This is a genomic window from Mucilaginibacter sp. OK283 (genome assembly GCF_900110415.1).
Lineage (GTDB): Bacteria > Bacteroidota > Bacteroidia > Sphingobacteriales > Sphingobacteriaceae > Mucilaginibacter.
Window position 1 is genome coordinate 277771 of the sequence record NZ_FODR01000002.1, and the last position, 26930, is coordinate 304700.

Below are 26930 nucleotides of genomic sequence, written 5' to 3' on the forward strand. Positions count from 1 at the left end.
AACATTAATATAAAAATTATTTAGCATAAATACACTTTATGAGAAGTTTCTCATTGATTTTTAAACAATTCTCAAGGTCGGTTTTACTGATTGTTGGGTTTGCTTTCTGGGGTTTTTCTGCTGCTTACGCGCAAACAGACGCTGCTAAGGGCGAAACCATTTTTAAAGCCAATTGTACGGCCTGCCACAAGATCGACCAGATAATGACCGGTCCGGCATTAGGTCCGCAACTTACCTCCGAAACCGATGATAAGTACCTTATCAGTTGGATTCAGAATAACCAGGCCTTAATAGCTGCAGGTAACCCAAAGGCTCTTAAAATTGTTAAAGAGTTTGACGGTAAGGCAATGACCACATTTACCAACCTTTCTGACGCTGACGTTAGTAATGTAATTACTTACATCCGTGCCGATTGGAAAAGAATTCAGGACGAAAAAGCAAAAGGTCCGGTTGGCGGTCCAGTTGAGGCAAAAGGCCCGAGCGAACTGGTTGTTTGGGGTTTAATCGGTATTGTAATTATCGCTTTCATTTTAATACTTGTTTTGAACAAGGCTGCCGGATCATTAGAGCGTGTTTTAGCCAGCAACCCAAACATTATAGTTGAAGAAGAGGCGGTTGTTGCCGAGGCCGACAAAAACGTACTGCTTAAAAAGATCCTTAAAAACAAAAAACTGGTATTCTTTATACTGGTTTGCGGCACCATTGCTATGGGCAGCTGGGGATGGGTTACCTTGTGGAACACCAACGTGCACACAGGTTACCAACCGGTACAGCCTATCAAATACTCGCATGAGCTGCATGCTGGTCAAATGAAAATTGATTGCCAATATTGCCACGGCGGTGCATACAAATCAAAAAATGCTTCTATTCCATCATTAAACGTGTGTATGAATTGCCACAAGGTTGTTAAAACCGAATCGGCAGAAATTCATAAAATATATGATGCTTTAGGTTACGATCCTAAGACTCAAAAATACGATAGCACTGCAGCCAAGCCTATCCAATGGATACGTGTTCATAACCTGCCCGATCTGGCTTACTTTAACCACTCGCAACACGTAAAGGTTGCCGGTATTAAATGCCAGGCTTGCCACGGTCCTGTTGAAACCATGAAAGAGGTTTACCAATACTCGCCGCTTACCATGAAATGGTGTATCCAGTGCCACAAACGCACCGAGGTTAACGCCAAAGGCAACGCTTATTACGACAGCATACTTGCAGCACATGATAAGATTAAAAAAGGCGAAAAAGTTACTGCCGCTGTTTTAGGTGGTATCGAGTGCGGTAAGTGCCACTATTAATAAATAAGAATTTAGCATTACAGTTTATATAGCTTAAATGGACAGCAATAAAAAATACTGGAAAGGTTTAGAAGAACTAAACAAAACCCCAGAATTTGTTGAGAAAAATAAAAACGAGTTTGCAGAGCCTATCCCTATCGAGGATTTGCTGAGCGGATCTGGTTTATCGGCTAAAACCCCACGCCGCGACTTTTTAAAGGCGCTTGGCTTTGGTGTTGGTGCTGTTACGCTGGCTGCTTGTCAAAAAGTGCCTGTACACAAATCAATCCCTTACCTTATAAAACCTGAGGAAGTTACACCTGGTGTGGCTAACTACTACTCTTCAAGTTATGAAGGCCAGGCTATTTTGGTAAAAACCCGTGAAGGCCGCCCTATTAAAGTAGAAGGTAACCCTAACGATATTTTTGCAAAAGGTGGTTTAAGCGCACAGGGCCAGGCTTCGGTGCTTGATCTGTACGATGCAAACCGCACCCAGGATCCTAAAATTAATGACGCTGATGCAGCATGGCCCGAAGTTGATGCGTATGTATTGCGTGAGCTTGCGGCTGTTGCAGCATCAGGTAAAGGCATCCGCATAGTTACATCAACTGTACACAGCCCGTCTACCTTAGGTGTTATTGCCGATTTTATTGCAAAATACCCAACTACAAAACACATTAATTACGATGCGGTATCATACACCGGTATTATCCAGGCTAATCAAAACAGCTTTGGTAAAGCCGTATTGCCACATTACAATTTTGATAAAGCAGAAGTGATTGTAAGCTTCGGCGCCGATTTCCTTGGTTCATGGATCTCGCCTGAGGAGTTTACCCGCCAGTACGTATCAAACCGTAACAGCAAATCGCTTGAGGCAAAGAAAATGTCTCGTCATATTCAGTTTGAAGCTGGAATGAGCTTAACCGGTACCAATGCCGATAACCGTTTCCCTATTAAACCATCTGAAGAAGGTATCGCTTTATTAAGCTTATATAATGCCATTGCCGGTACAAGCCTGGCAGGTGCAAAAAAATTAAGCAATAAGGCAGCCGATACCGCTATCACTTTAGTTGCTAAAGAATTGTTAGCTGCAAAAGGCAAAGCGCTGGTAGTTGCAGGTTCAAATGATGTTGCTACACAAACTTTAGTAAATGCCATCAACTCCTTATTAGGCAGCTACGGCAACACTATTGATTTGGATAACCCATCAAAACAATACGCCGGTAACGATCAGGATTTTGTTGGTTTTGTAACCGAATTAGCCGCCGGCTCAATTGGCGCGGTTTTATTCCTGAATGCCAACCCTGCATACGATTACTTTAAAGCAAAAGAATTTACAGAAGCGCTTAAAAAAGCACGTTTAACTATATCATTCTCTGATCATGGTGACGAAACTGCTTTACTATCAAAAGTAGTAGCGCCAAACCACCATTATTTAGAGTCATGGGGTGATGCAAACGCTGTTGAAGGTTATTATACCGTAATACAGCCAACCATCAACCCGGTTTACAATACCCGCCAGGCCGAGCATAGCTTATTGGTTTGGGCCGAAAACCCGGTTAAAGATTACTACACTTATGTACGTAACACCTGGGATAAAGGTTTATTAGTTAAGGGTGGTTTATCTGGCCAAAAAGGATGGGAAAGCTTATTGCAGGCAGGTTTAATAAAAGCTGCCCCTGCAACTGCCGGAGCCTACACTTTCAGCCACGATTTAAATGCAGTAGCACAAACTATTGTTGATCATAGCAACAGCCTGGTATCGGGCGATAAATTTGAATTACAGGTTTATCAATCGGTAGCAATGGGCGATGGTAAACGCGCCAATAACCCATGGTTACAGGAGTTGCCAGATCCGGTATCTAAAGTTACCTGGGATAACTTCGCGGCCATGTCGATGACTGATATTCAGAAATTGGGTTTCGAAGAAGGTGATGTAATTAAAGTAGAAGCTAACGGCTACTCGGTTGAAGTTCCGGTATTGGCACAACCAGGCCAGGCACAGGGCACTATATCAATTGCTGTTGGTTACGGCCGCGTTAGCGCAGGCCTTGTAGGTAACAACGTTGGTAAAAATGCTTTCCCTTTCTACAGCTACCGTAACGGTACTTTCCAAACTACTGCGGTTATTACCGATTTCAAAAAAACAGGTATTATATCGCCGCTTGCGCAAACACAAACCCACCACTCATACGAGGGCAGGAGCGTTATCCGCGAAGCTTCATTTACAGCATACAAAAAGAACCCAGCTGCCGGTAGCGGTAACGAGGGCGAACATAAAGATTACAACAAAACATCGCTTTGGGATGATCATGACCGCCCTGTTTATAACTGGGTTATGGCTATCGACCTTAATGCATGTACCGGTTGCGGCGCTTGCGTTGTAGCTTGTAGCGCCGAAAATAACATCCCGGTTGTAGGTAAAGACGAGGTAAAACGTCGTCGTGAAATGCATTGGATCCGTATTGACCGTTATTACAGCTTTAACGATCATGGCGACAGCGAAGAAGCGATAACCAAAGAGAAAGATATTGCCAAACTTACCAATTTTGATAATGTATCGGTTGTTCACCAGCCAATGCTTTGCCAGCACTGCGATCACGCACCTTGCGAAACAGTTTGCCCGGTATTAGCAACCGTTCACTCATCAGAAGGTTTAAACCAAATGGCTTACAACCGTTGTATAGGTACACGTTATTGCGCAAATAACTGCCCTTATAAAGTACGCCGCTTTAACTGGTTTAACTACTGGAACGACTCGCGTTTTGATAACTACCTGAACAACGAGCACACACAATTAGTATTAAATCCTGATGTTACTACACGTTTCCGTGGGGTAATGGAAAAATGCTCGATGTGCGTTCAACGTATCCAGGCTGGTAAGTTAAAAGCCAAAATCGAAAAACGTCCGCTTAAAGATGGCGAGATCAAGGTTGCCTGTCAGCAAACCTGTTCTGCAAACGCTATCGTTTTCGGTAACGCAAATGACCCTAACTCTGAAGTTTCAAAAGCATTAAAGAGCGAAAGAACTTACTACGTGCTTGAAGAGTTAAACGTGCAACCGGGTATTGGTTACCAGGTTAAGGTTAGAAATTTATCAGAATTAGAGGCTTAAATTTTTTATATACAGATAACAAAATATATGTCATCTCATAGTGAATCAATAATAAGGGAACCGTTAATTACGGGTGAAAACATCACCTACGGTCAGATTACTGACGATGTGTTGCGCCCCGTAGAAAATATGCCGGGTAAGGCCTGGTGGATCGGTTTTAGCGTGGCATCATTGGGCGCCCTCCTTTGGGTGGTTGCCATTAGCTACACATTCTGGTTTGGAATTGGTGCCTGGGGCTTAAACAAAACAGTTGGATGGGCCTGGGATATTACCGGCTTCGTATGGTGGGTAGGTATTGGTCACGCCGGTACACTTATCTCGGCAGTGTTGCTGTTGTTCCGTCAAAACTGGCGTAACTCTATCAACCGCTCGGCCGAGGCGATGACCATCTTCGCGGTAATTTGCGCCGCCACCTATATCGGCGCGCACATGGGCCGCCCATGGATGGCTGTTTATTCATTGCCATTGCCAAATCAATACGGCTCATTATGGGTAAACTGGAACTCTCCGCTTATCTGGGACGTATTCGCGATATCAACTTACTTCTCGGTTTCATTGGTATTCTGGTATACAGGTTTATTGCCTGACATTGCTACCATCCGTGACCGTGCAACAGGTTTACGTCGTCGTATATATTCTGTAATGTCATTTGGCTGGACAGGTTCAGTTAAAACCTGGCAACGTTTCGAGACCGTGTCATTAATCCTGGCCGGTATCTCAACACCACTCGTACTATCGGTACACACCATTGTATCAATGGACTTTGCAACATCACTGGAACCAGGATGGCACACTACCATCTTCCCTCCATACTTCGTTGCGGGTGCTATCTTCTCGGGTTTCGCCATGGTACAAACGCTGTTATTAGTAGCGCGTAAAGTATTAGGGTTAGAAAACTACATCACCATGTTCCACATCGAATCGATGAATAAAATCATCCTTTTAACCGGTTCAATAGTGGGTGTAGCTTACTTAACCGAGCTTTTCATCGCATTTTACTCTCAGGCCGAGTACGAGCAATACGCTTTCATGAACCGTATCTCGGGTCCGTACTGGTGGGCATACTGGAGCATGATGACTTGTAACGTAATTACGCCGCAGTTGTTCTGGTTCAAAAAAATCCGTACCAATATTCCTTTGTCCTGGACACTGTCAATAGTAGTAAACATCGGTATGTGGTTTGAGCGTTTCGTAATTATCGTAACCTCGCTTCACCGTGACTATATCCCTTCAAGCTGGGCTATGTTTTATCCAACCTGGGTTGATGTGAGCATCTTTATTGGCTCTATCGGTTTATTCTTTACCATGTTCCTTTTGTTTGTAAGGGTGCTGCCTTCAGTGGCTATGGCCGAGGTAAAACTGATCCTGAAAAGCTCAAGTGAGCAAGCTAAGAGAAAATTACTTAAAAACGGCCATGTTGAACCTGCCGAGGCTGAGTTCTACATCAATTCATTAGGTAAGTTTGATAGTGTTGAACAGTCTTCATACGAAAAAGTATAAAAATGAGTAGCACCAAATATATATTAGGAATTTTTGATGATCCCGATGATCTGATGCACGGTATCGACAAATTACAAAAAAATAGTGTCCCTATTTACGATGTTTATTCGCCATGCCCTATTCACGGTATCGATGCTAAATTAGGCATAAAGGATTCGCGCCTGGGTTATGCAGCTTTCATGTTTGGCTGTTTAGGCGGTACCATCATGTTCAGCATGGTTTATTACATGCTTGTACACGATTGGCCAATCAACATCGGTGGCAAAAACTTTTTCGCCATACCCGATTTTGTACCGGTAACCTTTGAATGGACGGTATTGTGGACTGCCTTTGGTATGACATTTACTTTCTTTTTTGCCACGCACCTTTTCCCCGGCCGTGCGCCAAGGGTGATGGACCTGCGTGCTACCAATGATAAATTTGTTATCGCCATTGATGCAAAAGGTAATACGCCACACGCAGATATTGATAGTATATTAAAAGAAGCAGGAGCTGTAGAAGTTAAGCATAACGACAGAAAATATGTTAGCTATGAATAAGATTAAAATAATAGGAACATTGGTTATGATTATCGCTGCTTCGATAGTTATAACATCATGTAAAGATAAAAGGAGTACAGGTTGGGAATATGCGCCTAACATGTATGAGCATACTGCTTACGATCCTGATCAAAAGAACAGTCAATTTAAAGATGGTAAAACTGCACAAGTACCGCCAGCCGGAACAATCCCGGTAGGTTTTACTAAGTTTGATTATCCTAACACCAAAGAAGGTTACGAACTGGCGAGCGTTGAAGTTAAAACTGTAATTGCGCAAACCCAGGCAAATTATACAGAAGGTAAATTACTGTTCACCCATTTTTGTTCGCCTTGTCACGGTGTAACCGGCCAGGGTGATGGTTTAGTGGTTGCGCATGGTTACCCGCCGCCGCCATCATATTCAAAAGGGCAATCATCACGCGGTGGCGCTATGAAAGATTTAACTGACGGTAAAATTTATCATACCATTACTTACGGTGTAAACGCGATGGGCTCCTATGCTTCTCAGTTAAACCCCGAAGAACGCTGGAAAGTGATCATGTATGTTCACCATTTACAAACTTTATAAGAAATAATATTTAATGAGCACTCATAATAGTTTCGACGAGCAATTTGTGTTTACCGGTAAGGTAAAGACATTGAGCCTTGCTGCGATAGCAGTGGGGGTTGTAACCATAATTGCCGGATTTTTAACAGATGGTGAACGTACCTTTGCAAACTTATTGCTAATGGGGTATTACTTTGCCTGCGTTTGTATGGCCGGTGTATTTTTCTGCGCGTTGCAATATGTGGCCCAGGCAGGCTGGTCGGCATCACTGCTTCGCGTTCCGCAGGCATTTGCTAAAACATTACCAATTGCCGCCACTATATTGGTAGGCGTTATAGCAGCGGGTTTATTTATAACCCACACTACCGAAATTGAAGGCAAACAGGTAGTTGCCCCTTATTTATATAAATTATGGGCTATTGCCGGTGTCGAAGTTAAAGGCAATGCCAATTTCGACCCTATCATAGCCGGGAAACATGTCTTTTTAAACAAAGGGTTCTTTTTTGCAAGGTTATTTGTGTTTTTAGGTAGCTACACTATTTTCGGCCAGATGCTGGTAAAATACTCTGAAGGCGAAGACGAACTAGGTGGTATGTTCTACTATAAAAAGAGTTTTGCAATGTCATGCTTATTCCTTGTAATATTCGGTTTCACAACGCCAATATTTGCATTTGATGTTATCATGTCTTTGGAGGCGCACTGGTTCTCAACCATGTTTGGCTGGTACAACTTTGCTGCCATGTGGGTTAGCTGTTTAGCCATCATTACCTTAACAATTATTTATTTAAGGCAAAGTGGTTACATGCAGTGGATTACCCAGGATCATTTGCATAACCTGGGCCAGCTGATGTTTGGTTTCTCTATCTTCTGGACCTATGTATGGTTTGCACAGTTCTTACTTATCTATTATGCCAACATCCCTGAAGAAACAGTTTACTTTATACGCAGATGGGAGCCCGAATTTAAACCATGGTTCTGGTTAAATATTGTAATTAACTTTTTAGCGCCATTGTTGATTATCATGGCACGTGATTCAAAACGTACTACCAGTGTGTTAAAAGTTACCTGCTTTATTCTGATCATCGGTCACTGGTTAGATTATTTCCAGATGGTAATGCCTGGTACGGTAGGCCCAACAGCACACTGGTATACAGAGATACTCTGGATTGAGGTGGGTGTTGCTATAGGCTTTATAGGTTTGTTTATATTTTTGACGATGAACGCTTTGAGCAAGTTCAAATCAATAATACCTAAGAAACACCCTTTCCTGCAGGAGAGTCTTCATCATCACATATAATAATTGTTATTTTTGCATTAAATACAGAATACCAAACAAACATTAAAATGGCATTCAAAAAATTAATAAATTCTAAAACCATACTATCGTTTTTTGCGGCGTTTATGCTTTTTGGCACAAACCTGCTGATGGCGCAAACTCCGGCTGTCGCAGCCGGTACGGGCGAAGATGCCAACCAGGTTGACTGGACGGGCGTTGCCTATTATGTGCTGATATTTTTTCTGATATGCCTTGGTGTAGCTGTAATAGGTAAAATTTTAAAGATTTACGACCTTACCCTTAAAATTCAAGGTAAAAAAGGTTTAAAGTGGAACAATGTAATGGGCGCTATTTGCCTTATATTCCTGATAGCAGGTTTATATGGCGCTTATTGGTCGTTTACTGTTCAAGGCAGCATGACATTGCCCGAGGCCGCTTCAATACACGGTGTGAAGATTGATGAGATGTTCACGGTTACTACTATTTTAACCATGATCGTTTTCTTTATCACCCAGATATTGCTGTTTGGCTTCCTGTTTCAATACCGTCATTCAGACAAACGCCGTGCACACTTTTTGCCCCACAACAATACTATTGAAAAGGTGTGGACAATTATACCTGCTATAGTACTTACTATCCTGGTGGTGTTTGGTTTCTTTACCTGGCAAAAAATTATGGACGATACCGATGCCGTAGGCGAAGTAAAATCTATAAACATTGATATCACCGGCCATCAATTTGCATGGGAACTACGTTACCCAGGTAAGGACGGTAAGCTGGGACCAAAAAGTTTTAAGCTGACAACCGCGGCAAATAAACTGGGTGTCGATTTCACCAAGAAAAGCAGCTTCGACGATTTATCTGCCGATACTATGTATCTGCCGGTAAACAGGTCGATCAAATTGAATATACAGGCACAGGATGTAATCCATAGTGTTTATATGCCACACTTCAGGGTGCAGTTGAACGCGGTACCGGGATTGCCAACCTACTTTAAGTTTACGCCGACCATTACTACTGCAGATATGCGTCACAGACTTGATGACCCTAAGTTTGAATATATTGTATACTGTAATAAAATTTGTGGTGGTGGTCACTACAACATGCAAAAGGTTGTACGTGTAGTTTCTGAAGCCGAGTACCTGGAATGGTTGTCGCACCAAAAACCTTATTTGACTGATGGGTTGAAAAAGGAGTTGCATTTCGCTGATGCGGAACCGCAAAAAGCAGTGTCACAAAACAGGTTAGCGTTAAATAATTAATATAAGATAAAAGAGCGATTATGTCAACAGTAGCAGTTCACGATCACGTAGTAGCACACCACGACGAGCACGGTCACGAACATCACCATAACGAAACTTTCGTGTCTAAATACATATTTAGCATGGATCACAAAATGATCGCCAAGCAATTCCTTATTACAGGTATTACTATGGCGGTTATCGCAATGATTTTATCCATCCTTTTCAGGATCCAACTGGCTTATCCAGATAAAACATTCCCTTTATTAACTACATTACTGGGCCACTTTGCCCCTAACGGCCGTATCAGTACGGAGTTTTACCTGTCGCTGGTTACCATTCACGGTACCATCATGGTATTCTTTGTATTAACTGCCGGCTTAAGCGGTACTTTTGCCAACTTATTGATCCCCTTGCAGATTGGTGCACGTGATATGGCTTCGCCATTCATGAACATGCTATCGTATTGGTTCTTCTTTATGGCCAGTGTGATTATGTTATCGTCATTTTTTGTTCAAAGCGGCCCTGCAAGCGGTGGCTGGACAATTTACCCGCCGTTATCTGCTTTGCCTAAAGCTATGCCAGGCTCAGGTGAAGGTATGACACTATGGTTAATTAGTATGGTTTTGTTTGTTGCATCATCATTAATGGGTGGTATCAACTACGTAAGTACTGTATTAAACATGCGTACAAAAGGTATGGACCTTTGGAAAATGCCTTTGACTATCTGGGCTTTATTCCTTACCGCTATTTTAGGTATCCTTGCATTCCCTGTACTTGTTGCAGGTGTGGTGCTGCTGATATTTGACCGTAGCTTTGGTACCAGCTTTTATTTATCTGACATTGTATTGAATGGTGTGCAACAACCTTATGAAGGTGGTAGCCCAATCCTTTTCCAGCATTTATTCTGGTTCCTGGGTCACCCTGAAGTATATATCGTTATTATGCCTGCAATGGGTATCTCATCTGAGGTTATGTCGGTAAACTCACGTAAGCCAATTTTTGGTTACCACGCGATGGTTTACTCGCTGATAGGTATCACTGTGTTGTCGTTCATTGTATGGGGTCACCACATGTTTGTAACCGGGATGAACCCATTCCTTGGTGGTGTGTTCATGATCACTACATTGATTATCGCGGTGCCATCTGCAGTAAAAACCTTTAACTGGCTGGCTACACTATGGCGCGGTAACATCAGGTTTACGCCTGCCATGTTGTTCGCTATCGGGATGGTATCATTCTTTATCTCTGGTGGTTTAACCGGTATCTTCCTGGGTAACGCTGCCCTGGATATCAATCTGCACGATACCTACTTTGTTGTAGCCCACTTCCACCTGGTAATGGGTTCGGCAGCTATATTCGGTATGCTGGCCGGTGTTTATCACTGGTTCCCTAAAATGTTTGGTAAACTGATGGACGAAAAGTTAGGTTACCTGCACTTCTGGTTAACATTTATTGGCGCTTACCTGGTATTCTTCCCGATGCACTTTATGGGTCTGGATGGCGTACCTCGTCGTTACTATGCGTTCACCGAGTTTGCCTCGATGCAAAAATGGTTAACAATAAACACGTTTATTACATGGGCGGCTATCATGGCAGCTTTGGCGCAGGTGGCTTTCATATATAACTTTATCGTATCGATATTTGCAGGTAAAAAAACTACGCAAAACCCATGGCAGTCAAACACCCTGGAGTGGACAGCGCCAGTGGAGCATATTCATGGCAACTGGCCTGGCGAAATCCCTACTGTTTACCGTTGGCCATATGATTACAGCAAACCGGGCGCTGAAGAAGACTTTATACCTCAAACAGTACCTTTCTCGCAAACCATGAGTTCGAACTTGCCCCATGATTTTGAAGATAACCCTGCCGGTATGGACGAGTTGAATAAGTTTAACGACAAGCTGAAAGCAAACGACAGCGAAACACCAAAAGAATCTTAATACTGATCTGATCTTTTAGGGTACCGTACTGAATTTGAGGATTTGAAAATTTGAGAATTTGAAAATATTGCATCTTCAAATTCTCAAATTTTCAAATATACAGGGGATGTATTGAATTTGGGAGTTTGAAAATATTGTTTTCTCAAATTTTAAAATAATGCGTGTACAGTATTAATACCTATCTGGTTTTTAGGGCGCCGTACTGAATTTGAAGATTTGGAAAATATAGCATCTTCAAATTTTCAAATCGTCAAATTTTCAAATAGAAAGGTTCCCCTAAATTTTTAGAAGATATTTTAAATGAACACAGCCGTACCCAACAAACGTTTTCAAAAAACAGGCCTCATAACAATCGTTCTACTTTTTGTTTTGATACTTGCGGGCGGTGTTGTACGTAGTTCAGGATCGGGAATGGGATGCCCCGATTGGCCTAAATGCTTTGGCCGTTATATACCGCCAACAAGCAGCGCCGATTTGCCCAAAGATTACAAGCAAACCTATGTTGAAAAGCGGCTGGCCAAAAATCAGCGTTTTGCCAAAACATTGGATGTATTTGGTTATAGTGAGTTGGCCCGCAGGATTCGTGAAGACAGGTCAATCCTGGTTCCCGAAGAGTTTAATGCCGGCAAAACCTGGACAGAATATGTAAACCGTTTAATCGGTGCGATATCGGGGATATTTTTGTTGCTATCGGCCGTTTATTCGTTTGGCTATTGGAAAATCGATAAGAAGATTACCATATTAAGCATATTTAATTTGATCCTGGTAGTTTTCCAGGCCTGGCTTGGGTCTATCGTTGTATCAACCAACCTGGTGGCCTGGATAGTTACGGTACATATGTTATTGGCCCTGGCCATACTTGCCATATGCATTTACACTTACCATTTGGCCCGGGTTTATGGCAATGGTAAATTAAATACAAGCCCGGTTATATACATTGTAACATTGGCTGCATTGGTGCTAAGCGTATTGCAAATAACATTTGGCACCGAGGTACGGGAGAAGATAGATGCGGTTGCGGCTCATTTTCAGGGTGGTTACCGCAGTAACTGGATAAAGGGCGCTGGCGAAATTTTCACGCATCACCGCGATATGTCTATTTTGATATTTGTGATAAATGTGGTGCTTTATGCGTTGATCCGTAAAAAGTTTAACCGGCATTCAATTCATCAGCAGTTAATGAGCTTTAATTTTTTAATGATCATGCTGCAGATTGTTACCGGCATCCTGCTTTCGTATTCGGCTTTGCCGCCGGTAGCCCAGGCAGCACATATTTTATTGGCAAGTTTAATATTTGGGGCGCAGTTTTATTTGCTGTTGAATTTACATCAATCGGTTAACGTAAGGGGGGTAAGCAAATGAAATGGAGTGATTATTCAAAATTTATAAAATTGAGGCTCACCTTTATGGTTACCCTTTCTGCCTCGATATCTTTTTTGATAGGCAGTATGGCTAATAACCATGCACATTGGGTAAGTGGCATTAACTGGTTAAACTGGGTAAAACTGATTGTGGGTGGTTTTTTGGTTACATCAGCAGCCAATGGCTTTAACGAGATGATTGAAAAAGACCTGGATAAGCTAATGAAACGTACTATGGACCGGCCATTACCATCAGGTAAAATGACTAACGGACAGGCGCTTGTTTTGAGCCTGGGTATGGGTATGGCCGGTACCTATTTATTAGGCAGCCTTAACCTGCTTACAGGCTTGCTATCGGTGTTTTCGATACTGTTATATGCTTTTGCTTACACACCACTAAAACGTAAATCGCCGATAGCGGTATTTGTTGGGGCCATTCCCGGCGCGTTGCCCGCGCTTATTGGATATGTAGCCGCGCAACAACACGGGCGCATTGACGAAATAGCGCTAATATTATTTGCCATTCAGTTTGTGTGGCAGTTTCCGCACTTTTGGGCTATTGCCTGGGTGTTGGATGATGATTATAAATTGGCCGGTTTCAGGCTGTTGCCTACAGGCAGCCGCAATTTAGGAAGTGCGGTAATTACCTTTATATTTACACTGATATTGGTACCGGTAAGTTTATTGCCAACCATTTACCACTACGGCGGTTACTATGTTGGCGCGGTATCATTAGTATGCAGTATTGTTTTTTTATACCAGGCTTATAACCTGTTGCGTACACAGCAAATTGAAGCGGCCCGTAAATTAATGTTTGGGTCGTTTATGTATTTGCCCATAGTGCAATTAATGTTTTTATTTGATTTTATAGGAAAGTGAAAGTATGATGGCTTCGATTCAAAAAAATCCCGACAGGCTTGATCTGGAACCCAAGAAATTCAATATGTGGATTTTTATATTCACATCGTGTATGTTTTTTGCGGCCTTAACCAGCGGGTTTATTGTTTATAGCGGCGGCAAGGGGCATGGGCTCAATGTAATTATGCCGGCCGCGTTTCTTTATAGTACTGTAATTATAGTACTAAGCAGCGGTACCTTGTTTTTAGCATCAAAGGCCGCAAAAAACCTGCAAATTGCAAAGCAGCGTACCTATTTATGGCTTACACTGGCATTGGGTATTGCCTTTTTTGCCATGCAAATTTACGCCATGTATATACTTACCTACAAAATGCAGGTTTACTTTGTAAACGATAATGCATCACGTTCGTTTGTTTATGTGTTTGCGGGCGCGCACCTGGCTCACATATTTGCAGCAATATTATTGTTATTGAGCACACTTACAGGGGCATATAAGAACATTCCGCAGGTACGTAACCTGTATAAAATGCAAATGACTTCTATTTTTTGGCATTTTCTCGGAATTATATGGATTTATCTGTATGTTTTTTTACTTTTGAACCAAAATTAACACACCATTATTTAAGTACAAATGAGTACAACAGTATCACAAATTGATGAAGTAAAAACAACTCCGTGGTCTGGAGGGAGGTCTCCCTTCAATGTTGAGTACGGAAAAATTATGATGTGGTTTTTTCTCCTTTCGGATGCATTTACCTTTTCGTCATTACTAATTTCTTACGGCTCGCTGCGTTTTAGCGCAAGTGTTTGGCCGGCTGCAGATAAAGTTTTCCAATCGGTTCCAGGTCTTATCGATCACGGTGCTCCGTTGGTTTTCGTGGGTATCATGACTTTTATATTGATCGTTAGCTCTGTAACGATGGTATTGGCAGTTGAGGCAGGTCATCGTAACGCTAAAAAAGAAGTTGTAGGGTGGATGATTTTAACTATTGTTTTTGGTTTCATGTTCCTGGGTTGTCAGGCATTAGAGTGGGCTCACTTACATCACGAAGGTTTTTGGTGGGGTAGCACTCCGGGCAAAGAAGCTTTAAGTGAATTTTTTAATGCAGGAGGTACCGAAGCTGCAAGGCATATGACCGCGCAGGAATTTGCCAACCTGTTTTTCACCATCACCGGTTTCCACGGTTTCCACGTATTTACGGGTGTTATCATCAATATCATTATCACTGTTAACGTGTTGTTAGGCACCTACGAAAAAAGAGGTAGCTACTTAATGATTGAGAAGGTTGGCCTTTACTGGCACTTTGTAGACCTTGTTTGGGTATTTGTGTTTACCTTCTTTTACTTAGTTTAAAAATATTACATATATGTCAACAGAATCACACGAAGTTCACCACGAAGGTGGCGATCATCAATCAATGACCAAGGGAAGGATACTAAAAGTAGCTGGTATCTTGTCGATTATTACAGCGATTGAATTCATTATTGCATTGTATATGGTGCCAAAAGGTATTCTTCCAATACACTTTGCTAATCCTGTATACATCGTATTAACGCTGTTTAAAGCATTTTACATCGTAGCTTACTTTATGCACTTAAAGTTCGAGAAGCTTGGTTTGGCTTTGGCAATTATTGTCCCAATTTTATTTATAATCGGTTTAATCCTGGTACTTACTAACGAAAGCCACCACTGGATCGATCTTCGGGGGTAATGAAAGCTGCCATCTGGAAAAAAATTACAGTCCTGGTGCTCATATTAGCAGTACCAGGATTTTTGTATTATTTACTAACCGCTAAAGGCAAAAACAGGTATAAACCGCTTGCTCATTTTGGCCCTAAAGAGGTTGCCAAAACCACCCACAGGTTTCACGGTAAGGATATTCCTGATACCAATTACTACCAGCTGCCGTCATTTAAACTTACCGATCAGGATGGTAAACCTTTTACAGAAGCTAATCTTAAGGGAAAGATTTTTGTAGCAAGTTTTTTTTATACCCATTGCCCCACCGTTTGCAGTACAATCAATAATAACTTAAGTTACCTGGTAGGTACCTACTGGAAAAACAAAATGGTGTATTTTACATCCATCACGGTTGACCCCGACCGGGATACACCTGATGTTTTAAAAAAATACCTGCAAAGCTTTAAGCCCGAATCAAACCGCTGGGTGTTTTTAACCGGCGATACCACATCGGTATATAACCTGGCCCGCAAAGGCTTTTTGGTTGATGCGGTACAAACAGGCAAAGACGATTTTATATACAGCGATAAGCTGATACTGATTGACCAGGATAAGCACATCCGCGGTTATTACTCGGGCGCTAATACCAATGATGTAAACCGCCTTAACGACGAGATAAAAGTGCTGATAGCCGAAGAACTGCGAAAAGTTGATAAAGCCTTATATTAACAAATATGACCGATAAATTTATACTCCGTTTTGTTGCAGCCGTTACCATATTTGTAATAGCGGTTGTTGTAGTATTAAACAGGCACCTAATTCCGGGCCCCGCGGTTGCGCCGGCATTTACGCCATACCTGCCTATGCTTAACGCGGTGCTAAATGGCGCCTGTACGGTGCTTTTATTGCTATCCTTATACTTTATTAAGCAGGGCAATATCACGGTGCATAAGCGGCTTAATATCCTTACGTTTTGTTTGTCATCAACATTCCTGGTATCCTATATCCTGTTTCATTACCTTATGCGCCATGATACCTTGTATGGCGATGCCAATTTCGACGGCATCCTGTCCGATTCGGAACGAGCGCAGGCTGGTGGAATGCGTACTTTGTACCTTTCTATTTTAACGCCACACATCATACTGGCGGCAGGTGTATTGCCGCTAATATTATTAAGCTTTTACCGCGGCCTGCAAATGCAGGTTGAAAAACACCGTAAACTGGTACGCTGGACGTTCCCGATATGGCTGTTTGTAACCATTACCGGGGTAATTGTTTATTTGATGATAAAGCCTTATTATAATTTTTAACAGGTAGGTATATAGCCCGGCATGCTTATTGGGGCGATGCCTTTGGCCCGGGCTGTGCATTCATACGCCCGCAGGCGTTGCGCTCGCGGCCGGTATCCATTTCCATCCCTATCGCGTTTGTCTGAACGGGAATGGAATCAACTTAATTACACGAATTTTAAAAATTCTGGAAATTCTTTAATTCTATGAGTAATTCCGGTTCAGAATATATCTTTATGCTCACCAGCAGTCTTACGCTCTTTAGCAGGTATCCCAATGTAATTAAAGTCGATTTAATATCGGACACAGAATGTCCAATATCGGATAATGAAGTAAACACTTCGGCGTTGCGCATTCGAAATTCAGTTTTCGATATTATTTGGCCTCCTGTTTTTCTTAATTCAACAATTCAGGCTGGTATTCGCATCAATCCCCCGCTGCATCTGTTCGAATAGAAAGATTTATTTATTTTTTGTTCAGGTGCGTTGCTCTTATCGAACAAAAAATAAACGTCGAAACCTTATGCTTACTGCTTTTAGCATGCTCCCTATATAAACAGGCAAGTGTGCCACCCCGTACCAGGGTGTTTCAGGGTGTACCAGGGTGTTTCAGGGCGTACCAGGGTGTTTCACACTGTCTCATTCCTGCCGGTACACACACTTTGTTGGTTATGCATAGTACCGAAAATTTGTAAAAACAACCTGTATTCAATTCATAGCCATTTGATGTAACTACTTGATAAGTTTGGTTATTAATCCCGGAGCCGACGGAGTTTTAAAATTAGAAAGTCGTAAGCAATTTTTTAGGCGTAATAGCCAATACCATTTATCCCAATTTATTACTTAAATTTGCCTTCATGAAACGGGTTTCAAAAATTATTCTTTTCGTAATAGCCCTTGGCTTAATGGTAGGCGTAAGGCAGCCTGTAAAGGCCCAGTGCGCGCAATGTGCTGCAACTGTAGAAACTAACACCAAAAGCGGCGGTAACGCGGCTAAAGGCCTTAATAAGGGCATTTTGTTTTTGCTTGGTGCTCCTTATTTTGTGGTTGCTGTTGGCGGTTATATCTGGTATAAAAAATATCGCCGCAAAAACGTTAACCTTAACGATATGAGGCACGAGACGCTTAATCTTAACTAACATACAGAGAAAGATCGTCATTGCGAGGTACGAAGCAATCCCCTACATGCACATCACCATGCCTATCGGGGATTGCTTCGTGCCTTGCAATGACGGAGAAATATGTTAGGATAGTAATCGAAATAAAGAAGGCTTTACGTTAACATTTTCCCCATTACCCACTATGCCCGAAACGCCAAAATCATGGGCTATGCTCAACTGTAAATGTCCGCGTTGCCGCAGGGGCGATATGTTCCAGGGTGGGCCCTATAGTTTTGCCAACAAAATAAATTTAAACTGCCCGCATTGTAACCTGTACTTTGAAATTGAGCCCGGCTATTTTTACGCGGCTATGTATGTTAGTTACGCGCTTAATGTGCTGGAGGCCCTGGGCCTTGCCTGGCTCACTTATTTAGTTACGCACAATTCCGATTCACCCTGGTTATATCTTGGTGTATTAATAGCCGGCTGTATTTTACTGGCACCTATAAATTTCAGATATTCGCGGGTACTGTTGTTGTATTGGCTATCGCCAAAGATACATTACCAGGCTTATTTAGATACCGATGATTTACCAGGAAAGTCTTGATTTTTTAAAAGATCTGGCCGATAACAATAACCGCGAGTGGTTTACGACCAATAAAGAACGCTACGATGCCGCGCGTGAAAACGTGATTGATTTTACCGGCCAGCTGCTTGCCAAATTGCAAAAGATTGACCCGGCCATTGATGAAACCATCGACGCCAAAAAACGCGTGATGCGCATTTACCGCGATATCCGTTTCAGCAAAAACAAAACACCATATAAAAATAATTTCGGGGTAAGCATTCCGTCCGGCGGTTCAAGAGGAGGCACGGTGGAGTTTTATTTGCAAATTCAGCCGGGCAATTCTTTTATAGGCGGTGGTTACTGGATGCCCGAGGCGCCCCATCTGAAAGTTATCCGCCAGGAAATTGATTATAATGCTTCGGAGTTGAAGAATATTATTGACGATAAGGAGTTTGTGAAGCTGTTTGGCGACTTCCGAAAACAAGAACAGCTAAAGTCTGTTCCTCGTGAATATGGTGCCGAAAATGAAAATATCGACCTGCTAAAACTGAAAAGCTTTGTTGCCTGGCACAAAATATCCGACGAGGAAATAACTGCAGGGGGAGCCGTGCAACTGGTAGCTGATATTTGCAGCAAAATATACCCGTTGAATGTTTTTCTGAAAAATGCGCTTGCATAGTATATCCATTTAATATCTGTTTTATGAAAATCAAATATCTTTTATTAGTCGCTATTTTTTGTGTGGCCCTTAACTCATGTAAAATATTATCGCCAAAAGAGTATAGGTCGTTAGTCGCGCAGCGCGATTCATTGAATACCCGTACCGGTAACCTGGAAGAAGAACTTTCGCGCCTGCAAAACGATACCGCGCGCCTGCACCGCCAGATTAACGATTTACGCGACAATAACAACGCCTTAAATAACAACCTGGATGTTACATCAACCAAAGCAAACCAACTGGCTGTTGACCTGCAAAAGCGTGAGGCACGGTTAAAAGAGGTAGAAGAAATTCTGAAAAAGCGCGATGAGGCTACCAATGCGCTAAAAAATAAATTGCAAAAAGCATTACTGGGCTTTCAGCAAAGCGGCTTAACGGTGGATATTCGTAACGGCAAAGTATATGTATCGCTTACAGATAAATTGTTGTTTCCGTCGGGGAGTATCATTATTGATGACAAAGGAAAAGAAGCCCTAAAACAACTGGCTGCGGTACTGAATAAAGAACCAGACATAAACATGGCTGTTGAAGGCCATACCGACGATAAAAAAGTGAAAAATCTTGGCCAGATAAAAGATAACTGGGATTTGAGCGTACTGCGTGCCACATCAGTAACCCGTTACCTTACCGAGGTTGAGATGGTCGACCCGCACCGACTCACCGCTACAGGTAAGGGAGAATTTCAACCTATTGATACAGCCAATACCGACGAAGCCCGCACCAAAAACCGTAGGATTGAAATTGTGCTCACTCCGAAACTGGATGAACTTTATAACCTGATAAGTAAATAAAGACAAAAGCTCCCGAATCCTGGGAGCTTTTTTGTTATTTGCTGCTGCCACCGCGGGTTTTCAACCCGCGGCGATTATGGTTTCAGCTTTCAGCTGAACTATCTCAAACAAATGATCAACCCGTAGTTTGCGTTAGTGCAGCGGATACCGGCCATGCGAATAAGCTTGTGAGGTATGAGCGGATAGCACGGCCGCAGGCAACGCCGTAATGTCTTGAAGTTGTAAAACTATTCCAACCCATAGTTTGCAAATAGTTTTACAACTTCATCATGCGGAATAATTTTGCCAAGGTCGGCCTGAGTTATACCTTCCAATATATCTGATTTTTGATCGTAGTTTAATTCATCAAACCAATCAGGTTTTCCGGCTGTTGAAAAAGCGTTTGCATTCATGACTAGGCTTTCTTAATTAACGTCGAATAGAAACCTACTCCATCTCTTCCATCAGGGTATTAAAAATCACAAACTTTTCATCAAACATTTGCTGATGGATAGCCTGTAACTTGTGCAGGTGGTTCATATAATACTGCTGAAACTGATCAATGCTATCGGCATTGTACTGGATGCAGTAGGTAACCCCTTCGTTTGGAGAATCGATAACCCTTAAAATGCGGTGCGAGCTAAAATGCCCGGTAGCCATTACAGCCGGGATGTGAATGGTTTTCATATAATGAAGCCATTCGTTATGGATGGCTTCGTCAAGTATTATAGTATCGTTGTATACAATCATGGGGCAAAGTTAGTTAATTAGGTTGATTGAGTTGATTAGGTGAGTGGTTGATTTAGTTGATTAAGTTAACTGGTTATTGACTGAATTGGGTTATACATTTAAAAAACTTATTAGATGCTTTCTTAACCCATTCAATTCAATCAACCACTCACCAACTACGAGTCGGCTTTATCGCCCCTAAGCAACCTGAACCGTTTGCGGGCTTCGTTGATCCAGAGACTGCCGGGATAATCGGTGATTATTTTTTGGTACCATGCTTTGGCACTTGTTTTATCGTCAAGGTGGTTTTCGTAAATATCGCCCAGCATAAAAACGGCGTCATCAGCCCAAAGCTCGGTAGGGTGATCGTTGAAGATTTTTTTGAGCAGAGGTACCGCGTCGTTATAGTTTTTCTGCTGAATGAAAATGCGCGATTTGGCCATTAATATATCATCGCTAAGGCTATTGCCCGGGAATTTTTTGTCGATACTATCTAAGGTCATTAAAGCCTTTTCGGGTTGTTCGGCAAAAATCTGTAGGTCGGCCCGGGCATATATTTTTAACGCAGCGCCGGCGCTATCGGCCGCGGTGTTATCATTAATTAGCAGTAACAGGTTGAGGGCGTCATTTGCTATCAATTGTGATGTAGCCGCTTTCAAAACATCCAGCTGTCCTTTGGCCCAGGTAAAATCGCCGGTATAATAGGCCATTTTTGCATTCCGAAATTTGGCATCCTGGGCGATGTTGGTATTCTCAAAACCTTTTTCAACCTGGCTATATGTCAGGGTGGCTTCCCATGGCAGATTATTCAGCATATACACATCGCCCAAATCGAGTTTACAGCTTGCCAGCAGCTCGGTGCGGATATTGGGGATTGCGATGGCGCTCTCCAATAATTTTTGAGCATCATTAAGCTTGTGGAGTTTAAAAGCCTGCAAATTGGCCAGCTTTTGCATGGCAAAAACGGTATTGTTGTTGCGCCCAAATTCGGTAAGCAGGGCTATGTAATCCTGTTCAAGCCCCAGCAAATCGGCAGGCAGGTATTTGCCGGTAGTAACCTTTAAATTTTTGGTGTTGATGAGTTCGATCTTAGCCGGGATATATAAAGGATTGCCTGCACCCTTGGCAATAATATACTCGTAACCACGAATGGCGGCGTCATAAGCCTCGCTGGCGGTAAGGGTACGGCACAACTCATAAATGTTGTTGCCATCGTCATTTTGCCTGCGGCTGAGTGCCAGGGCCTGGTTAAGCGCCAGGTCGTACTCTTTTTGCTGCATATACTGCCAGGTAAGCAACTCAACATAGATGGTTTGCTGCGGGTCTTTTTGAATACGCCTTAGCAATGCTGCCTTAAGCAGGTCATAATCGGCTGCGCCTTCAAATACTATGGCAAAATTGCTTTCGGCCTGGGTAATGAAGCTTGGGTTTGCCGGCAAAAAATTAAGATACTCATCGGTAAGTGAAACCTTATCGCGTTTAAAACGATAGAGGTTGATGAGTTCGTAAGTAAAAGCTTCATCGTTTTTAAGTAGTTTACGGCCCTGAATAAATATTTTTATGGCATAATCAATATTCGCATTCTGGTAAAATTGGTTGGCCAGGCTGGCAATCTCCATTTGATCGGCAGGCAGGTTTTTCAGCAGGTAATCATATATGGTGTTTGCTTTATCAAGCTTACCCTGCTGGGTGTAAATGGTGCCCAGCATAATCTGGTATTGGTTTATGCCGGGGTGTTTACGCTGCAGTTTTTTGGTAATATTTTCGGCCTCATCAAATTTTTTGAGGTTTAACAGGGTGTTTACGTAGTAAGAATAATAGGTTTCGTTGTTTTGCTTATATAGTTTTTCGTAAATTTCAAGCGCTTTTTGAGTTTCGCCATTGGCATTATATTGCATGGCCAGCTGGAGTTCGTTATCCTGTGCAAACAGTGTAACAGTGCCCAGCAAAAAAAAAATAATAGTTGTAAATAAAACCCTCATCTAATCAAAAATAGGTAATTAATACGAATGCCGCAGCCATTTTTAGTTAATATCCGTATAAAGATAACACCGGGTAAAATTGTAGTGACATGTTGATAACGTTAACTAATTTTATCTAATTTGACCTGATTAATAAAAATGGCATAAGCAAATATGTTTGGGCGCTCGAGGATTTTTCTTTTTATTGTATTTTTCACAGTTATATGCTCATGCAAAGAACATATAAAGCAAATCCCCCTTGCCGATTTTTTTAAAACCCCTGAGAAAACCTTTTTTAAAATATCTCCCGACGGTAAGTATATAGCATACCTGAAACCATACAAGGATAAACAAAACCTATTCACACAATCGTTGGCCGATGGTACCGAACATATGGAAACATCATTTGATGATTATCCCGTAAGCGGCTGGTACTTTTGGACCTATAATAACCAACTTGTTTTTAACCAGGATATTGTGGCAAACGATGGGTTTAAAATGTATGCGCTTGATATATCAACGCACCAGCTACGTACGATCCTCTCACTCGAAAAAGTAAAGGTAAACCTGGTTAACCGTAACAAGCAGCAGCCAAACATCATCACCATCAGGATGAACAAGCGCGATCCGGCCAATTTTGATATCTATCGTCTGAATATCAAAACCGGGGAGCTATCGCCATATCTCATAAACCCGGGCAATATAACCGAATGGTTCCCGGATGCCGATGGTAAAATCCGGCTGGTAAAATCGTCAGACGGGGTAGACGAAACTATTTTATACAGGCCCGATGATAATGCGCCCTTTAAACCCATTATTCAAAACAATTTTAAAAACTCGGTAAGACCCATTGCTTTTGCCGGCTTGAAAAATAATTTTTACGCTTTATCAAACGTAAACCGCGATAAAATGGCGCTGGTTGAAATTAATGCTGAAAACGGGAAAGAAGAACGTACCATTTTTAGTAACAGCAATGCCGATTTAATGTATGTTGAATATTATAAAAATAAACACCGGCTTGAGTTTGTAAGCTGGGATGAGGCCAAGCCACGAAAATATTTTTTATCGCCTGATATACAACGTCTTTATAGAAAGTTGGAGGAGTTGCTGAAAGGTAATGAGGTAAGAGTGGTTGACCGGGACAGTTCGGAAAATAAGTTTATATTGTATACCTATACCGACCGCAGTCCCGGCACTTACTACCTGTATGAGGCCAGCACCTGTAAACTAATTAAACTGGGCGATACTAATCCATCGCTCGTACCTACAGAATTATGCGTGATGCAGCCGGTAGCCTACAAATCCCGCGATGGGCTGACCATCAATGGCTATTTGACCATGCCTTTGGGTAATAAAAAAACTAATTTACCTGTGGTAGTAATGCCGCATGACGGCCCCTGGGCCCGCGATACCTGGGGGTACGACGAGCAGGTGCAATTTTTGGCCAACAGGGGCTATGCTGTTTTCCAGATGAATTATCGTGGATCAACCGGTTATGGCAAAGCTTTCAGAAGTGCGGGCTACAAACAGGTTGGGGGTAAAATTCAGGATGATATAACCGATGGCGTACATTGGCTGATAGATAAAAAAATAGCTAACCCCAAAAAAATCGCCATTTTTGGCGGCCGTTTTGGTGGGTTCTCTGCATTGTACGGCGTGTCTTTTCATCCCGACTTATATAATTGCGCCGTTATACAATACGGACTCATTAACTTTTTTACCTATATCAAAGATGCCCCGCCGTTTTTTAAACCTTATTTAAAAATGACTTATGAAATGGTTGGCAACCCCGAAACAGATGCCGATAGGTTAAGGGCTATATCGCCGGTGTTTCATACCGATAAAATAAAGGTGCCTTTAATTATTTTCCAGGGCGCCAAAGATCAGCGCGCCAATATTAGCGAACTGAACCAATTTGTGCACGAATTACGCAAGCATGATGTGGATGTAAAATATTTTTTGAAACCCAATGAACGCGCTTTTTTCAGGAGTGAGCGCAATCGCTTTGAAATGTATACCGAGATAGAAAAATTCCTGGATTACAATATGAGGGTTAAACCATAACGGTTATGCCGGCACAAAAAACTGCTTACCGGAAAAACTTTTTGCTGATCATCGTATTCCTGGTGCTCATATCTATCACATTTGTGGTGGCGCTTTTTATATCATATAGTCTTACCTCCAAATACGTTGAAAATGAGTTTTCCTCAAAAAAAATTGAGGTACTGGAGCAAACCATGAAGCCCTACTATGATTTTTTTTACAACAAAATCCCCGAAATACAATTTTACGGCGGCTTTTTGGATTCGGCATCGGCGCGTAAATATGCTTCATCGGTTTTTAAGGAATATGAATTTGTAACAAAAGTTGTTTTTTATGATGTACAAATAGGCACCCGGTTGCCGGTAACCCGCTATGACAATAACCTGGATGTATCTGTTAAGGCAATTTATCAATATGGGCATCAAAACGGCAAAATATTGGGCACCCGCCAAAACCACATCGGCGATGAACCGGATTTTGCCGAGATGTCGGCAAAATTGCGTAATTATATAGCCTTTTCGGATACCACACGTGCGCCCACCCAGGATGAAATGTATAAAACATTTTGGGACGTTAAGCCCAATAAAATAACCTACACCAATACTTTACGGCCATTGGATGTTAAAAATTACCGGGAACTGTTGCGGGGTAAAACTGTATCTGCACCATATAAACAAAACATGATGACGTTTTACCTTGATCCTGTTTTATTGAAGGTAAAAAACACCCATCATGAACTTTACCAGAATGTGTCTATACAGCCGGTTGTATATGACCCTATTGACAGCGAAGGAAATAAATTGGTAACAGAGGTGCCGTTTCCGGGCGCTTTTTCTGATTATAAGTTATTTTTCAGTTCGGAAGAAGGGTACCTTACTGCCGAAACCAACCGGCGCTTTATGCCCATTGGAGCTGCGGTATTGGTTATAACACTTTTTTTGGTTGCCATAGGATGGCTTATCTATCGTAACCTGAACGTAAATATCAAACTGTTTAAACTACAATACGATTTTATAAACAACTTTACCCATGAGTTTAAAACTCCTGTAAGCGTAATAAAAATTGCAGGGTCAAATTTAAAAGGTGATGGCGAGCTTACCGAGCGGCAGCGCAAACATTATGGAAAAATTTTAGATGAAGAAGCAGATAAACTAAACGATTTGATGAACAAGTTGTTATCATTCACCCAGTTGGAAAATAAATCGATCAATATTAAGAAAGAAGAAATTGCAGTGGATGATTTTGTGGAGCGTTACATAGATACTTTTAAAATTAAGTACCCCGATTTTAAGCTGAATTATACCAGTAACGGGGTGCATACTTTTTATACCGACCCGGTGCTTTTGGGTAGTGTTTTTCAAAACCTGATTGAGAATGCGTACAAATATTCGCACCCCAAAAAAAGGCAGCTCAACATCAATATTATACAAAAAAAGGGCAATATCGTGTTTTCCTTTATAGATAAGGGGATAGGGATTCCCAGGAATGAACAGCATAATGTATTTAAAAAATTTTACAGAATAGAAAACCAATATAACCAAAACGGGAGCGTAGGTTTGGGTTTGGCATTTTGTAAAGAACTGGTTAATTTTATGGACGGCGAGATAACGGTGAACAGTAAAGTTAATGAAGGTTCGGAGTTTATAGTTACGCTTCCAAACGAAAATTAAAGTATGAACAAAGAAATCAAAATTGCGCTGGTTGAAGATGATGAAAACCTGCGTTTCCTGGTTGCCGAGCGTTTGCAAACCGAAGGTTACAAAGTGCTGGAAGCCGACAATGGAGAGGATGCGGAAACAATGATACTGGCCGAATATCCTGATATTGTACTGCTTGACTGGATGTTGCCCGGAAAAACCGGATCGGAAGTTTGTGGTAATATCAGGGAAAGTGGATACGATAAACTGGTGATTATGATGACCGCCAAAGCCCAGGATGTTGATAAAATTGAAGCTTACAATTTTGGAGTATCAGACTACATCACCAAACCATTTAATATGGATGTGCTGGTGGCTATGATTGACAGCAAAATTAAATTCAGCCTGAATAGCGAGAAGGCCGAATCATATAAGTTTGCCAACATGGAGCATCTGCCTAATACCCACTTGCTCATTCGTGATGGCCGTAAAATTGAACTTACCATATTGGAGAACCGGATATTACTGTACTTCCTTAAAAACAAAAACAAGGTTATCAACCGCGAAGAACTGATGATGGAAGTATGGGGCTACAACGCCGATGTAAACACCCGCACCCTGGATATGCACATTGTACGCTTGCGCAAAAAGATAGAAACAAATGCCGATTCGCCGCAGTATTTACAAACTGTACGGGGGATAGGATATAAGTTTGTCTATAATCAGTAAGTGATTTCGGAATTGGGATGTTCGATTTCGGATATATATGATAACG

At 41.9% G+C, this 26930-nt stretch carries 25 protein-coding genes; 22 read left to right on the forward strand and 3 right to left on the reverse strand.

What is annotated here, in order from left to right; all coding sequences use genetic code 11:
* Nucleotides 1-38: 38 nt before the first annotated feature.
* From BMX56_RS05945 to BMX56_RS06035, 19 genes are all read left to right on the forward strand, one after another.
* Complete coding sequence (locus tag BMX56_RS05945; RefSeq protein WP_090642362.1) at nucleotides 39-1301, forward strand: c-type cytochrome; 1263 nt, start codon at nucleotides 39-41, stop codon at nucleotides 1299-1301.
* A gap of 37 nt (nucleotides 1302-1338) precedes the next feature.
* The gene (locus BMX56_RS05950) at nucleotides 1339-4395 is read left to right on the forward strand and encodes a TAT-variant-translocated molybdopterin oxidoreductase (protein ID WP_090642365.1); all 3057 of its coding nucleotides are present in this window, start codon (nucleotides 1339-1341) and stop codon (nucleotides 4393-4395) included.
* A gap of 27 nt (nucleotides 4396-4422) precedes the next feature.
* Nucleotides 4423-5895, forward strand: a complete 1473-nt coding sequence (gene nrfD / locus BMX56_RS05955) for an NrfD/PsrC family molybdoenzyme membrane anchor subunit (RefSeq protein WP_090642368.1) — start codon at nucleotides 4423-4425, stop codon at nucleotides 5893-5895.
* Nucleotides 5896-5897: 2 nt separating this feature from the next.
* The gene (locus BMX56_RS05960; protein ID WP_090642371.1) at nucleotides 5898-6434 is read left to right on the forward strand and encodes a DUF3341 domain-containing protein; all 537 of its coding nucleotides are present in this window, start codon (nucleotides 5898-5900) and stop codon (nucleotides 6432-6434) included.
* Nucleotides 6427-7002: a c-type cytochrome gene (locus tag BMX56_RS05965; protein ID WP_337993752.1), complete on the forward strand. Its 576-nt coding sequence runs from the start codon at nucleotides 6427-6429 to the stop codon at nucleotides 7000-7002. The genes BMX56_RS05960 and BMX56_RS05965 overlap by 8 nt, the downstream gene beginning before the upstream one ends.
* Before the next feature lie 13 nt (nucleotides 7003-7015).
* Entirely contained in the window at nucleotides 7016-8278 is a 1263-nt protein-coding gene (locus BMX56_RS05970; protein WP_090642376.1) for a quinol:cytochrome C oxidoreductase, read from the forward strand.
* Between the two features lie 47 nt (nucleotides 8279-8325).
* Nucleotides 8326-9519: a cytochrome c oxidase subunit II gene (locus BMX56_RS05975; protein ID WP_090642379.1), complete on the forward strand. Its 1194-nt coding sequence runs from the start codon at nucleotides 8326-8328 to the stop codon at nucleotides 9517-9519.
* 122 nt (nucleotides 9520-9641) lie between these two features.
* Nucleotides 9642-11441: a cytochrome c oxidase subunit I gene (locus BMX56_RS05980; protein ID WP_090642381.1), complete on the forward strand. Its 1800-nt coding sequence runs from the start codon at nucleotides 9642-9644 to the stop codon at nucleotides 11439-11441.
* 300 nt (nucleotides 11442-11741) lie between these two features.
* Nucleotides 11742-12803: a COX15/CtaA family protein gene (locus tag BMX56_RS05985; protein WP_090642385.1), complete on the forward strand. Its 1062-nt coding sequence runs from the start codon at nucleotides 11742-11744 to the stop codon at nucleotides 12801-12803.
* The gene (cyoE, locus tag BMX56_RS05990; protein ID WP_090642388.1) at nucleotides 12800-13681 is read left to right on the forward strand and encodes a heme o synthase; all 882 of its coding nucleotides are present in this window, start codon (nucleotides 12800-12802) and stop codon (nucleotides 13679-13681) included. The genes BMX56_RS05985 and cyoE overlap by 4 nt, the downstream gene beginning before the upstream one ends.
* Before the next feature lie 4 nt (nucleotides 13682-13685).
* Nucleotides 13686-14270, forward strand: coding sequence for a cytochrome c oxidase subunit 3 (locus tag BMX56_RS05995; RefSeq protein ID WP_255369781.1), 585 nt, complete (start codon nucleotides 13686-13688; stop codon nucleotides 14268-14270).
* A 21-nt stretch (nucleotides 14271-14291) separates the two neighbouring features.
* Nucleotides 14292-15014, forward strand: a complete 723-nt coding sequence (locus tag BMX56_RS06000; protein WP_090642390.1) for a cytochrome c oxidase subunit 3 — start codon at nucleotides 14292-14294, stop codon at nucleotides 15012-15014.
* 13 nt (nucleotides 15015-15027) lie between these two features.
* Nucleotides 15028-15372: a cytochrome C oxidase subunit IV family protein gene (locus tag BMX56_RS06005; RefSeq protein WP_090642393.1), complete on the forward strand. Its 345-nt coding sequence runs from the start codon at nucleotides 15028-15030 to the stop codon at nucleotides 15370-15372.
* A complete protein-coding gene (locus BMX56_RS06010) occupies nucleotides 15372-16070 on the forward strand; it encodes an SCO family protein (protein ID WP_090642396.1) in 699 nt (232 codons plus the stop codon). Before BMX56_RS06005 ends, BMX56_RS06010 begins: the two co-directional genes overlap by 1 nt.
* 5 nt (nucleotides 16071-16075) lie before the next feature.
* Nucleotides 16076-16651, forward strand: coding sequence for a DUF420 domain-containing protein (locus tag BMX56_RS06015; protein WP_090642399.1), 576 nt, complete (start codon nucleotides 16076-16078; stop codon nucleotides 16649-16651).
* A gap of 835 nt (nucleotides 16652-17486) precedes the next feature.
* Nucleotides 17487-17768 carry a hypothetical protein gene (locus BMX56_RS06020; protein ID WP_090642402.1) on the forward strand — a complete coding sequence of 94 codons (282 nt, stop codon included), beginning with the start codon at nucleotides 17487-17489 and terminating at the stop codon, nucleotides 17766-17768.
* A 163-nt stretch (nucleotides 17769-17931) separates the two neighbouring features.
* Nucleotides 17932-18336, forward strand: a complete 405-nt coding sequence (locus BMX56_RS06025) for a DUF983 domain-containing protein (RefSeq protein ID WP_090642405.1) — start codon at nucleotides 17932-17934, stop codon at nucleotides 18334-18336.
* Nucleotides 18314-18976 carry a DUF2461 domain-containing protein gene (locus tag BMX56_RS06030; RefSeq protein WP_090642408.1) on the forward strand — a complete coding sequence of 221 codons (663 nt, stop codon included), beginning with the start codon at nucleotides 18314-18316 and terminating at the stop codon, nucleotides 18974-18976. The genes BMX56_RS06025 and BMX56_RS06030 overlap by 23 nt, the downstream gene beginning before the upstream one ends.
* Nucleotides 18977-18999: 23 nt before the next feature.
* Complete coding sequence (locus tag BMX56_RS06035) at nucleotides 19000-19806, forward strand: OmpA/MotB family protein (protein ID WP_090642412.1); 807 nt, start codon at nucleotides 19000-19002, stop codon at nucleotides 19804-19806.
* Between the two features lie 227 nt (nucleotides 19807-20033).
* Here BMX56_RS06035 and BMX56_RS30070 read toward each other — a convergent pair whose 3' ends face one another.
* The 3 genes from BMX56_RS30070 to BMX56_RS06045 all read right to left on the reverse strand — a co-directional run bounded on the left by BMX56_RS30070 (nucleotide 20034) and on the right by BMX56_RS06045 (nucleotide 22496).
* Nucleotides 20034-20198 (reverse strand): hypothetical protein, encoded by a 165-nt coding sequence (locus BMX56_RS30070; protein ID WP_177183731.1) that lies wholly within the window; start codon nucleotides 20196-20198, stop codon nucleotides 20034-20036.
* Between the two features lie 34 nt (nucleotides 20199-20232).
* A complete protein-coding gene (locus BMX56_RS06040; protein ID WP_090642415.1) occupies nucleotides 20233-20535 on the reverse strand; it encodes a DUF4286 family protein in 303 nt (100 codons plus the stop codon).
* 155 nt (nucleotides 20536-20690) lie between these two features.
* The gene (locus tag BMX56_RS06045; RefSeq protein WP_090642420.1) at nucleotides 20691-22496 is read right to left on the reverse strand and encodes a tetratricopeptide repeat protein; all 1806 of its coding nucleotides are present in this window, start codon (nucleotides 22494-22496) and stop codon (nucleotides 20691-20693) included.
* A 153-nt stretch (nucleotides 22497-22649) separates the two neighbouring features.
* Between BMX56_RS06045 and BMX56_RS06050 the strand changes: the two genes are divergently transcribed.
* The 3 genes from BMX56_RS06050 to BMX56_RS06060 are packed head-to-tail and all read left to right on the forward strand — an operon-like array spanning nucleotide 22650 to nucleotide 26884.
* Nucleotides 22650-24539 (forward strand): alpha/beta hydrolase family protein, encoded by a 1890-nt coding sequence (locus BMX56_RS06050; protein WP_090642424.1) that lies wholly within the window; start codon nucleotides 22650-22652, stop codon nucleotides 24537-24539.
* A gap of 5 nt (nucleotides 24540-24544) precedes the next feature.
* Nucleotides 24545-26188, forward strand: coding sequence for a sensor histidine kinase (locus BMX56_RS06055; RefSeq protein WP_090642427.1), 1644 nt, complete (start codon nucleotides 24545-24547; stop codon nucleotides 26186-26188).
* Nucleotides 26189-26191: 3 nt separating this feature from the next.
* Complete coding sequence (locus tag BMX56_RS06060; RefSeq protein ID WP_090642429.1) at nucleotides 26192-26884, forward strand: response regulator transcription factor; 693 nt, start codon at nucleotides 26192-26194, stop codon at nucleotides 26882-26884.
* Nucleotides 26885-26930 lie beyond the last annotated feature (46 nt).